The sequence below is a fragment of the Streptomyces sp. NPDC014861 genome (assembly GCF_043081625.1).
In the GTDB taxonomy this organism is placed as follows: domain Bacteria; phylum Actinomycetota; class Actinomycetes; order Streptomycetales; family Streptomycetaceae; genus Streptomyces.
Map to the genome: position 1 here is coordinate 71544 of NZ_JBIBWV010000005.1, position 13586 is coordinate 85129.

At 74.7% G+C, this 13586-nt stretch carries 13 protein-coding genes; 6 read left to right on the forward strand and 7 right to left on the reverse strand.

Annotation, left to right across the window (positions count from 1 at the left end; translation table 11 throughout):
* Window positions 1–107: 107 nt before the first annotated feature.
* The 3 genes from ACF1BN_RS12315 (at window position 108) to ACF1BN_RS12325 (ending at window position 3802) form a co-directional block, all read left to right on the forward strand.
* On the forward strand, window positions 108–2375 hold the full coding sequence (locus ACF1BN_RS12315) for an MFS transporter (RefSeq protein ID WP_392331528.1): 2268 nt from the start codon (window positions 108–110) through the stop codon (window positions 2373–2375).
* An 82-nt stretch (window positions 2376–2457) separates the two neighbouring features.
* Window positions 2458–2943, forward strand: a complete 486-nt coding sequence (locus tag ACF1BN_RS12320; RefSeq protein ID WP_392331529.1) for a hypothetical protein — start codon at window positions 2458–2460, stop codon at window positions 2941–2943.
* A 208-nt stretch (window positions 2944–3151) separates the two neighbouring features.
* Window positions 3152–3802 carry a TOPRIM nucleotidyl transferase/hydrolase domain-containing protein gene (locus ACF1BN_RS12325; RefSeq protein ID WP_392331530.1) on the forward strand — a complete coding sequence of 217 codons (651 nt, stop codon included), beginning with the start codon at window positions 3152–3154 and terminating at the stop codon, window positions 3800–3802.
* Window positions 3803–3906: 104 nt separating this feature from the next.
* Here the strand turns inward: ACF1BN_RS12325 and ACF1BN_RS12330 are convergent, their stop codons facing one another.
* Window positions 3907–4476, reverse strand: coding sequence for a TetR/AcrR family transcriptional regulator (locus ACF1BN_RS12330; RefSeq protein ID WP_392331905.1), 570 nt, complete (start codon window positions 4474–4476; stop codon window positions 3907–3909).
* 52 nt (window positions 4477–4528) lie between these two features.
* Here ACF1BN_RS12330 and ACF1BN_RS12335 point away from each other — a divergent pair, with 52 nt between their 5' ends.
* Window positions 4529–4981: a DUF1707 domain-containing protein gene (locus tag ACF1BN_RS12335; protein WP_392331531.1), complete on the forward strand. Its 453-nt coding sequence runs from the start codon at window positions 4529–4531 to the stop codon at window positions 4979–4981.
* Window positions 4982–5089: 108 nt separating this feature from the next.
* Entirely contained in the window at window positions 5090–5653 is a 564-nt protein-coding gene (locus tag ACF1BN_RS12340) for a hypothetical protein (protein WP_392331532.1), read from the forward strand.
* Window positions 5654–5680: 27 nt separating this feature from the next.
* Here ACF1BN_RS12340 and ACF1BN_RS12345 read toward each other — a convergent pair whose 3' ends face one another.
* From ACF1BN_RS12345 to ACF1BN_RS12360, 4 genes are all read right to left on the reverse strand, one after another.
* Complete coding sequence (locus ACF1BN_RS12345; protein WP_392331533.1) at window positions 5681–6892, reverse strand: nitric oxide synthase oxygenase; 1212 nt, start codon at window positions 6890–6892, stop codon at window positions 5681–5683.
* A 113-nt stretch (window positions 6893–7005) separates the two neighbouring features.
* Complete coding sequence (locus ACF1BN_RS12350; RefSeq protein WP_392331534.1) at window positions 7006–7404, reverse strand: hypothetical protein; 399 nt, start codon at window positions 7402–7404, stop codon at window positions 7006–7008.
* Window positions 7405–7455: 51 nt separating this feature from the next.
* A complete protein-coding gene (locus tag ACF1BN_RS12355; protein ID WP_392331535.1) occupies window positions 7456–8637 on the reverse strand; it encodes a PP2C family protein-serine/threonine phosphatase in 1182 nt (393 codons plus the stop codon).
* Between the two features lie 131 nt (window positions 8638–8768).
* Window positions 8769–10571, reverse strand: a complete 1803-nt coding sequence (locus ACF1BN_RS12360) for a SpoIIE family protein phosphatase (protein ID WP_392331536.1) — start codon at window positions 10569–10571, stop codon at window positions 8769–8771.
* A gap of 221 nt (window positions 10572–10792) precedes the next feature.
* Here ACF1BN_RS12360 and ACF1BN_RS12365 point away from each other — a divergent pair, with 221 nt between their 5' ends.
* A complete protein-coding gene (locus ACF1BN_RS12365; protein WP_392331537.1) occupies window positions 10793–11614 on the forward strand; it encodes a polysaccharide deacetylase family protein in 822 nt (273 codons plus the stop codon).
* A 21-nt stretch (window positions 11615–11635) separates the two neighbouring features.
* Here ACF1BN_RS12365 and ACF1BN_RS12370 read toward each other — a convergent pair whose 3' ends face one another.
* Both ACF1BN_RS12370 and ACF1BN_RS12375 read right to left on the reverse strand, forming a co-directional pair.
* Window positions 11636–12076: a hypothetical protein gene (locus ACF1BN_RS12370; protein WP_392331538.1), complete on the reverse strand. Its 441-nt coding sequence runs from the start codon at window positions 12074–12076 to the stop codon at window positions 11636–11638.
* Complete coding sequence (locus ACF1BN_RS12375; RefSeq protein WP_392331539.1) at window positions 12073–13542, reverse strand: APC family permease; 1470 nt, start codon at window positions 13540–13542, stop codon at window positions 12073–12075. Before ACF1BN_RS12375 ends, ACF1BN_RS12370 begins: the two co-directional genes overlap by 4 nt.
* Window positions 13543–13586: the final 44 nt, after the last annotated feature.

Sequence of the window (13586 nt, forward strand, 5' to 3'; positions counted from 1 at the left end):
ACCACTCGTATGACCTTATGGGGCCTTTCGGCCCTGTAGGTGGACATCTCTTCGCTGGGAACCTCGTGGGGGGTAGTCCACGGGGGAGCCACGAGGAGGTCCTGTCGATGACCGGCACCACCACGCCGTCCGGGGCGGGTGCCGCACCGGCGCCGGGGAGCGGCCACGCCGTCTCCCCCCGGGTGATCGGGCTGGTCCTGGCCCTGGTCGCCGCCCTGTACGTCGTCGCGCCCGCCATGAACGCGGCCGTCGCCCCCCTCGTCCACACCGACCTCGGCGTCACCGCCGAGGACAACGCCGTCGCCCAGATCACCGGCGCCTGTCTGGCCATCGGCGTCCTCGCGGCGACCGGACGCGCCGGCGACCTCAAGGGCCGGCGGGCCACCCTCACCGCCTCCCTCGCCGCGCTCTGCCTCGGCTCCACCGCCCTCGCCGCCTCCTTCGACCCCGCCACCTACGTGCTCGGCCGGATCCTGGTGGCCGCCTCCCTGGCCGCCGTCTTCGTCTCCTGCCTCGCCTTCATGACCACCGTCTCCATGCCCGGCCGCATCCGCCGCATCATGGGCGGCTGGCTCGCCGCCATGTCCCTCGGCTTCGTGCTCGCGGTCAACCTCGCCCCGCACGCGGCGGCCCTCACCGGATGGCGGATCACCGCCGCCCTCATGGCCGCCGCGGCCGGCACCGCCCTGGTGCTCGTCCGCCGGCTGCTTCCCGAGGCCCGCCCGCTCGCCCGCGAGGAACTTCCCGACCCGGTCCGCACGAGCTGCCAGGTCCTGTGCGCGGTCGCCCTCGCCGCCGCACTCCAGCTCGCCCCGCTCTGGGGCTGGCAGGACCCCCGCGTCGGCGCCCTGCTCACCGCAGCAGTGCTCGCCTGCGCCGCCGCCCGGGTCCGCACCCTGCGCCGTACCGGCGAGCGCGCACGGGCCGAGCAGGTGCCCGGCGCCGTCAGGACCGGGGCACTCGTCGCCGGTCTCGCCCTGGGCTTCACCCAGGTCGTCCTCACGATGGCCGTCCCGGCGCTCGTCTCCGCCGCCGGCCTCTCCACCGCCACGGCCGCACTGGTGCTCTCCGCCTTCGGTGCCGGCGGCGCCTTCGCCTGCCTGGTGGTCCGGTACCGGGCCGTGTCCCCGCTGGCCGGCGCCTCGCTCGGGCTGCCGCTCGCCGCCCTCGGCCTCGCCCTGCTGCACGCCCTGGTCGACCACGCCGGGCACGCGCTCCTGGGCGGCATCGCCGTCGTGACCCTCATCGGCTTCGGCACCATGCTGGCCGCGGCCCCGCAGATGGCCCGCTTCCTCGCCGCCGTCCCCCGCCCCCACCTGGGCGTGAACGCGGCCCTGCTGCCCGGCGCGATCCTCGTCGGCACCGCCGCCGCCCAGGCCCTGCCCTCCACCTCCGCGCTCGGCCCCACGCCGCTGCCGACGGAGGCCCGCGAACTGCTCTGGGTCGGCACGATCGTGGTCGCGGTCGCCGCCCTGGCCCTCGGCCGTCCCGTCGTCGCCCTCGCCGTGGCCGGCGCCTCGGTCCTCCAGTACGTGATGGTCGACGCCGAGACCAGTCAGCCCATGAGCGTCATCGTCGCCCTCGCCGTCGGCGCCGCCGCCGGGGCGGTCACCTGGCAGCGCCGGGAGCAGACCGAGCGGCTGACCCGGACCCGGGAGACCGCCGCCGCCCTCCAGTGCGCCGTGCTGCACCCCATCCCGGACCGCCTCGGCGGCCTCCGCCTCGCCGGCCTGTACCAGCCCGCGACCGCCGGCACCGCCATCGGCGGCGACTTCCTCGAAGCCCTCGACACCCCCTACGGCACCCGTGTCCTCATCGGCGACGTGCGCGGCAAGGGCCTCCAGGCCGTCCAGACCGTCACCGACCTGCTGGGCTGCTTCCGCAGCCAGGCCCACGAGACGGAGGACCTCGGCGAGGTCGCCGCCTGCCTGGACCGGCAGGTCCAGCGGGCCGCCACCGCCCGCGGCGACCACGAGCTCTTCGCCACCGCCCTCCTCCTCCAGCACTCCGGCGGCTCCCCGGACCTCCACGTCGTGAACTGCGGGCACCTGGCCCCGCTGGAGGTCGGCCCGGAGCGGACCCGCGAGCTGCACGTGCCCGCCGTGCTGCCGCTCGGCTTCGGACTGCTCGGCGCGGCCGGAGCCGTACGGCCGCACCGGCTCGACCTCGCCCCCGGGGCCACCCTGCTCACCCACACCGACGGCCTCAGCGAGGCGCGCAACTCCACCGGCGAGTTCTACCCGCTCGCCGAGCGGCTCGCCGACGCGGACCCCCGCACCCCGGACGACCTGGTCCGCCACCTCGACGACGACGTCCGCGACTGGACCCACCACCTCGCCGACGACATCGCCGTCATCGCCCTCGGCCGCCACTGACCGCCGTTCCCGGGATGCGGGGCGCCGGGCGCTGTCGTTGACTGGGGCCGACGATCACGCGCGAGCCGAGGGAGACCACGACATGACCGGACGCTGGGTACGCGGCGGCGCCGCCGGCCTGCTCGCCGGAGCCGTCCTGCTGGGCACGGCGGCCTGTTCCGACGACGGCGACCCCGTGTCGGGAGCGGTCAGCGAGGCCGCCTCCGCGGTCGCCTCCGCCGCCGAGGGGGTCTCCGACGCGGCCTCCGAGGCCGCCGCCAAGGCCGACCAGCAGCTCTCCGAGATCAAGGACGGGGTCGACGCGAAGGACGAGGTGGAGCTCGGCGAGCCCGCCACCGACGCCGACGGCCGCACCACCGTCCCGGTCACCGTCGACAACACGGACGACCGGACCCGGTCCTTCGCGGTCCAGGTGCAGTTCAAGGACGGCGACGGCAAGCTCGTCGACACCGTCGTCGTCACCATCTCCGACGTGCCCGCCGGCAAGCCGGGCGACGGGACCGCCCGCAGCACCCACAAGCTCTCCGGCTCCGTCACCCCCTCGGTCGCCACCGCGCTGCGGTACTGACCCCGGCCGGCCCCCGCAACCGCCCGGCGCCACCGACCTCGGGGGCAGCACGCCAGGCCCTGCCTCATCGACCCCCGACGGAGTACGCCGGGCCCTGCGTCACCGCCTCCGACGGAGCCCGTCGCGCCCCGCGCCACCGGCCTCCGACCGAGCCGCCGCGCCCGAAAACCGGTACCGTCACGGCCGCCCGGCGCCCAGACTCCTGTCCATGACCGACATGGACGCCTTCCGGGCCGAGGTCGCCGCGTGGGCGGCCGGCGGACCCGGCGACACCGCGCGCGAGCTCTCCGCGCTCCTGCCCGTCCGGACGGCGGTGCTCCTCGAAGGGCGCAGCGACGTGGCGGCGGTCGAGGCGCTGGCGGCCCGCCGCGGCCGGGACCTCGCCGCCGAGGGCGTCTGCGTCCTGTCCATGAACGGCGCCACCAACGCCGCCCGCCATGCCCGCCTCCTCGGCCCGCCGGGCCTCGGCCTCCGCCTCACCGGCCTGTGCGACGAGGCCGAGCGCGCCCACTACGCCCGCGGCCTGGAGGCCGCCGGGGCGGACCCGGACGCCTTCTTCGTCTGCGTCGCCGACCTGGAGGACGAGCTGATCCGCGCCCTCGGCGTGGACCGGGTCGGCGAGCTGGTCGAGTCGGAGGGCGAGGGGCGCGCGCTGCGCACCTTCCTGAACCAGCCCGCCCAGCGCGACCGGGGCCCCGTGGTGCGGATGCGCCGCTTCCTCGGCACCACGTCGGGACGGAAGATCCGCTACGGGCGGATCCTCGTCGAGGGCCTGGACCTCGCCCGCGTACCGGCCCCGCTGGACGACCTGCTGGCCTCCCTCGCGCCGGGGCCGGTCGCGGACCGGTCCACAGGGTGACGGTCGGGAGGTCCTGCCGGCATCGGTTCGGGACGCCGTGGGTCCGGGGCGGCGGTGGTCGCCGGTCCTGACGCTCCCGCCGGTCGTGACAGGGCGCCGCCCTGTCAGTCCGGGATCGTCAGGGCGTCGAGCGCCCGGTCGAGGGCGGCGAGCAGGGCGGGCGCCTCCGCCGGGGTGTAGAGCATGCGCAGGGCGAGGCCGTCGGAGACGGCGATGACGGCGTCGGCGGTGGCCTCGGGGAGCGGGCTGCCGAGGGCGGCGAGCCGGCGGGCGAGTGCGTCGCGGAGCTCCTGGTCGATCCTCCGCCGGACCTCGGCCAGCCGGGGGTGGTGCGCCGCGTGCACCGCGAAGGCCAGCTGTGCGGCGGTCTCGGCGCGCCGTTCCTCGTCGAGCGGCAGGGTGGTGAGGATCAGTTCGCGCAGCGCCCGGCGCGGCGGCAGGGCCGGATCGATCGTCCCCATCCGGTACTCGATCCGCTCGCCCGCGAGCTCGGAGGCGAACAGGAGCAGGTCCTCCTTGGAGCGGAAATACTTCTGGACCGCTCCCGGCGAGCGCCCGCTCGCCGCCGCCACCGCGCGGACGCTCACCTGGTCGAGGCCCTCCTCGCCGGCCAGGCGCAGCAGGGCGGCGCCGATCTGGCGGCGCTGTTCCGACCGGTCGACGGTTCTCGGCATCGTCACGCTCCACGGTTTAGGATACGGTTGTATCCTAACGAATGGGGGAGTCATGGAACAGCAGCCCGAGCGCTCAGGTGACCCGATGCGCAAGCGGGACGCCGTACCCGAGGTGCGGGTCTCCGACCGCGAGCGCGATGCCGCCGTCGACATCCTCACCGCCGCGCTCGCCGAAGGGCGTCTTCTTCCGCAGGAACACGCCGACCGGGTCGAGACAGCGCTCCGCGCCCGTACCGCAGGAGAGCTCGCCGCCCTCACCGCCGACCTTCCCGCCCCCCGGCCCAGCCGGGAGGAGCGCAAGCGCAAGGAACTCGCGGAGTGGTACGCCGAATGGCGCTACTGGCTCGGCGGCGCCCTGGTCCTGTCGGTGATCTGGGGCGTGAGCTGTCTCAGCGACGGCGAACTGCAGTTCTACTGGCCGGTGACCCCGCTCGGCATCTGGGCGGCCGTCCTCATCGCCTCGGCGCTCCGCCCCGGGGGCGGTAAGGGTGACGACACCGCCTGACACGCCCCGGCAGGACGCGTCGAGTCACCCACTTCGGGGTAAACAGAGACCGAACGCCTCCTCTCCCGAACGGACTTGTGTGCGTTGAGCATGCCACTCGGATCCCGTGTGCCAGGCAGGACCTGGACCATTCGCCTCACCGGCCACCACGACCACTCGGCGCGGGTCAGCTGCACCACCACGGGCTGCCGCATGCCCGACCGCTCCAAGGACGTGCGCGCGCTGCGCGCCTTCGCCGCCGAGCACGTGCGGGCCCACGCCCGCCTGGCCACCCCCCGCCCCCACGCCTCGTGCGCCTGCGGGGGAGCGGGCTGCCGCCACCACCAGACCAGGGCCACCTGCTTCGGCCGGACCCTTCTCGTCCTCATCCACAACCCCGCCGTCGGCGAGGTGTGGACCCTCGCCGAGATCTGCGAGGCGTGCGCCCCGCTGATCACCCACGCCCGGATCGTGGCGCGCTCGGCCGCCCCCGCCGAGGCCCGCAGGACCGAGCGGGTGCCCGAGCCGCGCACCGCGGCCCCGGCCGCCCCCGCCGCCCCGGGGGCCGGTGTCCCGGTGCTGTTCTCCTCCCCGGAGGCCGCCGGCGGCGCCACCGACTCCGCGGGTCCGCGTCAGGGCCGCCGCCCTCGCCGGGGCGGACGGGGGAACCGTACGGGCGGCGGACGGTACTGACCCGGGCGGGGGAGCCGCCCCGCCCGGTCACACCCCGCCCGGCCGCCCCTGCCGGGGGACGAAGGCGGGGCGCAGGGACGGGTCGACCGGGTCGTAGTAGCGGTGGAAGACCGGCGTGGCCGCGCCCGAGAGGGGCGGGACGATCCAGCTCCAGTCGGTCGGCGTCGGCCTGCCGTGCCGCCGCTCCCGGGCGATGTGCTTCAGGAACCGCTCGGACTCGGTGTGGTGGTCCGCCATCGTCACCCCGGCCTCCTGGAACGAGTGCAGGACCGCCACGTTCAGCTCCACCAGGGCCCGGTCCCGCCACAGAGTCCGCTCCGACGAGCGGTCCAGGCCCAGCTTCTCCGCGACCAGCGGCAGCAGGTCGTACCGGTCCGCGTCGGCGAGGTTCCGGGCGCCTATCTCGGTGCCCATGTACCAGCCGTTGAACGGTGCCGCCGGATACCGCACCCCGCCGATCTCCAGCACCATGTCGCTGATCGCCGGCACCGCGTACCAGCGCAGCCCGAGGCCGGCGAACCAGGCGTGCTCGGGATGGCGCAGCGGCACCTCCCGCACGGCGCCGTCCGGCAGCTCGTACCACTCCGGGCGGCTGTCAGGCCGCTCCCGCACCATCAGCGGCAGCACCTGGAAGGGCTCCTCCTCCCGCTTCCAGCCCAGCTCGCGGGCGAGCGCCGTGACCGCCGCCGCGCGCGGGTCGCCGACCCAGCGGCCGGAGGGGTCGCGGTGGCCCGCGTACCGGACCAGCTGGTCGTTGACGATCCGGGGCGCCGGGCGACCCGGCCGGTCCGGGGCGAAGACGGTGAGGACCGGGCGGATCCGCCCGCCGTTGCCCGCCGCCCGCAGGTGCTCGGCGCAGGCGGCGGCGATCCCGTCGGCGGACGAGACCCCGCGCAGATCCCGCACGACGAGGCTGCTCCAGTAGAGCCGGCCGATGCAGCGGGCGGCGTTGCGCCAGGCGACCCGGGCGCCGAAGGCCAGCTCCTCGGGCGTGTGCTCGTAGGTGCCGGTACGGGCGATCTCGGCCCGCACCCGGCGGACCCGGGCGTCCGCGTCCCCGGCGCCCGGGGTCTCCTCGTGGAACTGCCGGACGAACTCCTCCGCCTGCCGCCGGTCCACCCGGTCCGGCTCGCGCGGAGCGGCCGGCGGCACGGGGCCGGAGGCCGCGTCGGCGGCCGAGTAGGGACATGCGGCGCCGGCGGGAGCGGACGCGCGGCGACGGATCAGACTGAAGACCAAGGTGTTTCCTCCCTGGCCCCATGACTACCGTACGGATTCGTCCGACTGTGGAGAGTGTTCGAAGTTCGCCAGGAAGGACGGTCCGTCCTGGTATGGTGCCCGGCCCGCCCGGCTCACAGGCCGGTCAGGACGTCCGCGCGCACCCGCTCCAGGACGAGCCCGCCGTCGAGCCTCACCCGGACCGTGACCACCGGCCGCCGGTGCCGGTACGCCTCCCACGCCGGTTCCAGGTCGCGCACCTGCTCCTCGACGCGCTCCCGGCTCGCCGGCGGCATCTGGGCGCCGAACGACTCCAGCAGCGAGACGAGCCGCTCGTACTCCGCCGCCCCCGCGTCCGGCCGGGACTCCTCCGGCTCGTCGACCCGCTCGACGACCCCCTCCGCGCCCGCCCCGAGCAGCAGCGCCCCGGCCACCGCCGCCGGCTCCTCGGCCGGGTCGCCGGCCGCCGTGACCGTGCCGGCCACCCTGAGATCGACCGCGAGGCGCACCCGCCGGCCCTGTGTGAGCGTCATCCGGTCTTGATAGCACGGCCCGGATCAGGCCCGGGGCTCGGGCCCGGGCGCTCAGGCCGCGACGGTCCCGGCCCGGGGCGGGGGCGAGAGGACCGTGACAGGGGCCGCGGGTCCGTCCCTGACCACCAGCAGGGCCGTGGTGTCGTCCTCCAGGCCGTGCGCGCCGAACCGGGCCAGATCCTCCCTGAGCAGGTCCGGGATCCGGTCGGCCGGCTCGTCCGCCCAGGTCCGCAGCCGTCCTTCCAGAGGGTAGAAGGCACCGCCGGCGTCCCGGGTCTCGGAGACGCCGTCGGTGAACATCAGCAGCCGGTCGCCGGGGCCGAAGGGCACCTCCTCCACCGTGAACGGCTCGTCCACCGGGACCGGCAGATGCACCGGGACGGACGGCGCGGAGAGCTCGACGGTCTCCACGGTCCCGCCCCGCTGCACCACCGGGGCCGGGTGGCCGCAGCTGAGCAGCCGGATCACCGGCCGGTCGTCGGGGATCTCCGCGAGCAGCACGGTCGAGAAGCGGTCGGCCGCGTCCGACTCCGGGGCCCGCTCCGCGTACCGGGCCATGCTGACCTCCAGGCGCTGGGCGATCGCGGGCAGGTCCGGGGCCGTGTAGGCGGCCTCGCGGAAGGAGCCGAGGAGCAGCGAGGCGGCCTCCACCGCCGGCAGGCCCTTGCCCTGGACGTCGCCGAGCATGATCCGGACACCGTCGCGGACCTTCAGCGCCTTGTAGAAGTCGCCCCCGACGTGCGCTCCGGCGGCGGACGCCTCGTACAGCAGCCGCAGGTCGACGGAGCCCAGGCGGGGCGGCAGCGGACGCAGGACGGCCGACTGGGCGGCCTCGGCCACCGCGCTGATCTGCCGCAGTTCGGCCTCCCGGCGCTGCCGGGCGTGGCTGGAGACGGCGGCGGCGAGGACCACGGAGGCGAGCACGACCTGATTGGCCAGGAGGGCGGGCACGAGCGGTTCGCCGCGTACGACGGAGAGGGCGGCGGTCACGGCCATGGCGAGTCCGCCGATCGCGACGGTGCCCCGGGCGCTCCAGGTCGCCGCGGCGAGCGCCGGAGCGGCGATGAGGAAGCGGCCGAACCGCTCCTCCGGAGAGGTCAGGACGTCCGCGAGGGTCGCGAGGACGATCACGAGGAAGGGCAGGGCACGCCCGACGGCGTAACGGAGCTCCGCGCGGCACGCGACACCCGGGACGGGTGACCGCCGCGCGGTCGTGGTCGGATCCGCGGACATGGCCCTCCTTCGCCGGACTCCCGCCCGGCGGCGGGTCTCAACGCCCTACCAGGCCAGAGTGCCCGCCGGCGCGCGCCGACGGCAGGGCCGGACGTCACCCGGGCCCGGGCCCTCCGGCCCTGGTCCGCCGTTCAGACGGGCAGGTTCTGCTCGGCCCAGACCACCTTGCCGCCGGAGGTGCGGCAGGAGCCCCAGCGGCGACAGAGCATGTTCACCAGCTGGAGCCCGCGGCCACCCTCGTCGCTGAGGTCGGCGTGCTGGATCTGCGGCAGGTCGGGGCCGGTGTCCGACACCTCCACGACCAGCCGCTCGCCGCGCAGCAGCCGCAGCTCGCCCGGCCCGTTCCCGTACCGCAGGGCGTTGCCGACCAGCTCCGACACGACCAGCTCGCACACGTCCGCGAGCTCGTCCAGACCCCACTCGGCGAGCTGGCGGGTGACCAGCCGCCGGGCCTCCGACGCGGCCCTGCCGTCACCGGAGAGCGGCCACACCCGGAGCCCCGTCTCCGCGTCGAGCGGCACGGCCCGCGCGGTCAGCAGCACCGCCTCGTCGAAGCGGCCGTCGCCCGCCGGGGCCACCGCGATTAGCCCGCCGCCCTCCAGCGCGGCCGCCGGCAGCGCGAGCGCCGCCGACCGCAGTCTGTCGAGCTGTTCCTCCAGGTCGGCGCCGCGGGCCTTCACCAGACCGTCGGTGTACAGCACGAGCGCCCCGCCCCGCGGCACGGTCACCGTCACCGGGTCGTACGGGATGACGCCGGCGCCCAAAGGCGCTCCGGCCGGCAGCGGGACGAAGTCCGCCCCGCCGCGCCCGTCGAGCAGCAGCGGCGGCAGCAGTCCGGCACCGGCCAGGGTGCACCGGGAGTCCGCCGGGTCGTAGACCGCGCAGAGGAAGGTCGCGACCTGGTCGTCCTCCAGGTCGCGGGTGGCGAGGTCGAGCCGGGCCAGGACCCGCTCGGGCGCCATGTCGAGGGTCATCAGGGTGCGGGCGACGGCGCGGAGCCGGCCCATGGTGGCGGCGGCCGGCAGCCCCTGGCCCATGACGTCGCCGGCCATCAGCGCCGTCCGCCCGCCGGGCAGGGACATGACGTCGTACCAGTCGCCGCCCACCGGGTGCCGGGCCGCCGACGGCGTGTACTCGGCGTGCACCCGCAGTCCGGGGGTGACCGGGGTGGCGCGGGGCAGCAGGCTGCGCTGGAGCGAGACGACGCGCTCGCGCTCCCGGCCGTACAGGCGGGCGTTGTCGATGAAGACGGCGGCGCGGGAGGCCAGCTGTTCGGCGAGGGCCAGATCGGTGGGGGAGAAGGGCGGGCTGCCGGGGCCGCGGACGAAGTCGGCGCTGCCGAGCAGTAGTCCGCGGGCGATCAGCGGCACCGCGAGATAGCTGTGCACGCCGAGGGCGCGCATCTTCGCCGCGCCGCTCGCGGTGGGCGAGACGCGGGCGAAGTCCTCCTCGCGCATCCGGGCCAGGAGGACCGGCTTGCCCTGGCGCAGGCAGTTCTGGTGGAGCAGCGTCTCGTGGTGCTTCTGGTCGCGGACGAAGGTCTCGCCGACCGGGGTCGCCTCCAGGGTGGACATGGTGTCGACGGCGGAGAGCGCGACCGCCCGCATGGGCGGGACGCCGCTGCCCGTCCAGCGGGAGCCCTCCTCGCCGCGCAGGACGCTCTCCATGAGGTCGACGGCGGCGCCGTCGGCGAAGTCGGGCACGGTGAACTCGGCCAGCTCCCGGGCGGTGCGCTCCAGGTCCAGGGTGGTGCCGATCCGGGTGCTCGCGGCGTTGAGCCAGGCGAGCCGTCCCTCGGTGCCGGTCCCGTCGAGCGGAATCCCGCCGGCGTCGCGCCGGCGGCGGGCGCGGAGCGCCGCGGACCGGTACACGGTCGAGGTGCGCACGGCCGAGACCCTGCCGGTCAGACGCCGTCCGCCGCTGCCGCCGCTCACTCTTCCGGCCTCCAGACGCGATCTCGACCCGGTGTGAGGGACAGTCTGCACCGGAAGCCGGTCCGGCGCACCATCCGAACAGCAGCGGAATCGGAGCCGAACGGTAGCTGGGTCACATCCGCCGAACGAGTGAAACCTGTTCGGGGGATGTTTCGTCCTCCCACCCGGGAACGCGCCGGCAGGCGCGGGGTCGCATCGGGAACGCGAGGATCGGAGGGCGCATGCGCCGGATGGGCAAGTACACCGCGCACGTGGCCGTGTTGGCGTCGGCGGTCGGCATCGGTCTCGCCGCCTGGGGGGCGACGGCGCTGGTGGGCGGGGAGGAGCAGGCCGCCGCGTCGGCGACCGGGGGAGTGCCCCGGCCGGGAGTACCGGCGCAGCGGGCCGAGGAGCCGGCCCGGCCCGCGAAGCCGACGGTGCGGGTGCCGGTGGGGATCGCGCACGCGGCCGAGGCCGGCGGACGGGCCGTCAACATCACCATCGACGACGGTCCGGACCCGCGCTGGACGCCGCAGATGCTGGACATCCTGAAGCAGCACGACGTCAAGGCCGTGTTCTGCATGATCGGCCCGGAGGCGAAGCGGTACCCGGAGCTGGTGAAGCGCGTGGTGGCCGAGGGGCACCGGCTGTGCGACCACACGATGACCCACGACACGGCGATGGACCGGAAGCCCGTCGCGTACCAGGAGCGGCAGATCCTCGACGCGCGGAAGATGATCGAGGAGGCCGCGGGCGGGGTGGAGGTGCAGTACTACCGTGCCCCCGGCGGCGCCTTCACCCCGGACAGCCGGAGGATAGCCGCGGCCGCGGGGATGCGGCCGCTCGGGTGGAACGTGGACACCAAGGACTTCGAGCGGCCCGGCGCCGCCGCCATCGTGGCGACCGTCAGGAACGAGCTGCCGAACGGGCCGACCATCCTCTTCCACGACGGCGGCGGCGACCGCTCGCAGAGCGTGGCCGCGCTGCGGGAGGTGCTGCCGTGGCTGAAGGAACAGGGGCGCACCTTCAGCTTCCCGGTCCGCACCGCCCCGGACACCCCCTGAGGCCCGGGGCCGCACGGTCCGTCAGCGCCTGACGGTGTCGTCGGTCTTGAGGTCCCCGACGGCCTCGTCGAACGCGGCCACCTGGTCGGGGCAGTAGACCTGGAGCACGATCCGCTCGGCGTCGACGGCCTTGGAGTCGGCGATGACCGGGCGGCTGCCGGGGCCGGTGGCGCCGTTGGACAGCTGCTGGAGCCGGTACAGCGCCTTCTTCAGGGCGTTGCCGGGGTCCTCGCAGACCTGGCCGCCGTCGGTGCCCAGCAGCCGTACCGCGGTCTCCCGGTCGGGAGCGGGGTATCCCGCCCTCACCAGCTCCTCGCTGAGCCGGTCGGCCTTGTCCGTGGCCTCCGTCGTCCGCTTGAAGCCGCTGTACCGGACGAGGCCGGTGATCAGCAGGCCGACCAGGATCACGATGGCGCCCCAGTAGATCCACTTGTGCTCGGAGGCGAAGCGGGTCGGGCTCATGAGGCGTCTCCCTCGGTCGCGGCGGCGGCGGCCTCGGCCGTGCGCCAGCCGGGCTTGCGCAGCTTCAGGAAGGCCCAGGGGACGAGCAGTCCGAGGATGACCAGGCCGCCGCCGACGATGGCGATGTACGACCAGAGGCTGCCGCTGCCGAACTGCGAGGGCGGGACGAAGCCGATGAGCATGGCCGCGAGCGAGGCGAGCAGGCCGACGGAGCAGATGAGGCCGAGAGCGGGTGCCCGGTAGCCTCGCGGGTGGTCCGGCTTGAGCTTCCGCAGGCGCATGGCGGCGACGAACATCAGCAGGTAGACGATGAGGTAGACCTGCGTGGTGATGGTCGAGAAGATCCAGTACACGCTGGAGACGTTCGGGATCAGCGCGTAGCCGAGGGCGATGACCGAGGTCACGATGCCCTGCGTGACGAGGATGTTCTGCTGGATGCCGAACTTGTTGAGCTTCTGGAGGAAGGGCGGCAGGTAGCCCTCGCTCCGGGAGATCTCCAGCAGGCCCTTGGACGGGCCGGCCAGCCAGGTCAGCATGCCGCCCAGCGAGGCGGAAATCAGCATGACGGCGGCGATCGGGGTCATCCAGCCCACGTCGAAGTACGAGAAGAAGGCGTCGAAGGCCTGCATCACGCCCGCGGTGAGGCTGAGCTGGTCGGCCGGGACGACCCAGCTGATCGCCAGCGCCGGAAGGATGAAGATCAGCAGCACCAGGCCCATCGCCAGGAACATCGACTTGGGGTACTCCTTCGCCGGGTCCTTCAGCGAGGAGACGTGCACGGCGTTCATCTCCATGCCCGAGTACGACAGGAAGTTGTTCACGATCAGCACCAGGCTCGCCAGGCCGGTCCACTGGGGGAGCAGGTGGCTGCCGTCCATCGGTGCCGCCGAGGGGTTGCCCTGGCCGAGGAAGACCATGCCCAGGACGACCAGGATCGTGCCGGGCACCAGCGTGCCGATGATCAGACCCCAGCTGGACAGTCCGGCGAGGGCCTTGGTGCCCCGCGAGGAGACCCAGACGCCGGTCCAGTACAGGACCATGATGACGATCGCCGTGTAGACGCCGTTCGAGGCGAGCGAGGGATCGATCACGAAGGCGATGGTCGAGGCCACGAAGGCCAGTAGGCTCGGGTAGTAGAAGATCGTCATGGCGAACTGGCACCAGACGGCGAGGAAGCCGAGCGGCTTGGAGAGCCCCTCGGACACCCAGCGGTAGACGCCTCCGGACCAGCCCGAGGCCAGTTCGGCGGAGACCAGCGCCGTCGGCAGCAGGAACACGACGGCGGGCACCAGATACAGGAACACGCAGGCGAGGCCGTAGATCGCCATCGTCGGCGCGGCGCGCAGGCTGGCGACCGACGCGGTGGTCATCAGGGCCAGCGTCACCCAGGTGATCGTGGGCGGTGTGACCGGCCGTACCGCGGCGCGGGGTTTCGGCAGATCGGCCGCGGCGTCCATCGAGGCCATGGGCCCTCCCTGGGGGATGTCGACGTGATCCGCACCAGACTCGG

Bases quoted from the DNA above. Each gene is read 5' to 3' on its own strand.
- ACF1BN_RS12315 (WP_392331528.1), top strand. From the start codon at position 108: ATGACCGGCACCACCACGCCGTCCGGGGCGGGTGCCGCACCGGCGCCG.
- ACF1BN_RS12320 (WP_392331529.1), top strand. From the start codon at position 2,458: ATGACCGGACGCTGGGTACGCGGCGGCGCCGCCGGCCTGCTCGCCGGA.
- ACF1BN_RS12325 (WP_392331530.1), top strand. From the start codon at position 3,152: ATGACCGACATGGACGCCTTCCGGGCCGAGGTCGCCGCGTGGGCGGCC.
- ACF1BN_RS12330 (WP_392331905.1), bottom strand. From the start codon at position 4,476: ATGCCGAGAACCGTCGACCGGTCGGAACAGCGCCGCCAGATCGGCGCC.
- ACF1BN_RS12335 (WP_392331531.1), top strand. From the start codon at position 4,529: ATGGAACAGCAGCCCGAGCGCTCAGGTGACCCGATGCGCAAGCGGGAC.
- ACF1BN_RS12350 (WP_392331534.1), bottom strand. From the start codon at position 7,404: ATGACGCTCACACAGGGCCGGCGGGTGCGCCTCGCGGTCGATCTCAGG.
- ACF1BN_RS12355 (WP_392331535.1), bottom strand. From the start codon at position 8,637: ATGTCCGCGGATCCGACCACGACCGCGCGGCGGTCACCCGTCCCGGGT.
- ACF1BN_RS12365 (WP_392331537.1), top strand. From the start codon at position 10,793: ATGCGCCGGATGGGCAAGTACACCGCGCACGTGGCCGTGTTGGCGTCG.
- ACF1BN_RS12370 (WP_392331538.1), bottom strand. From the start codon at position 12,076: ATGAGCCCGACCCGCTTCGCCTCCGAGCACAAGTGGATCTACTGGGGC.
- ACF1BN_RS12375 (WP_392331539.1), bottom strand. From the start codon at position 13,542: ATGGCCTCGATGGACGCCGCGGCCGATCTGCCGAAACCCCGCGCCGCG.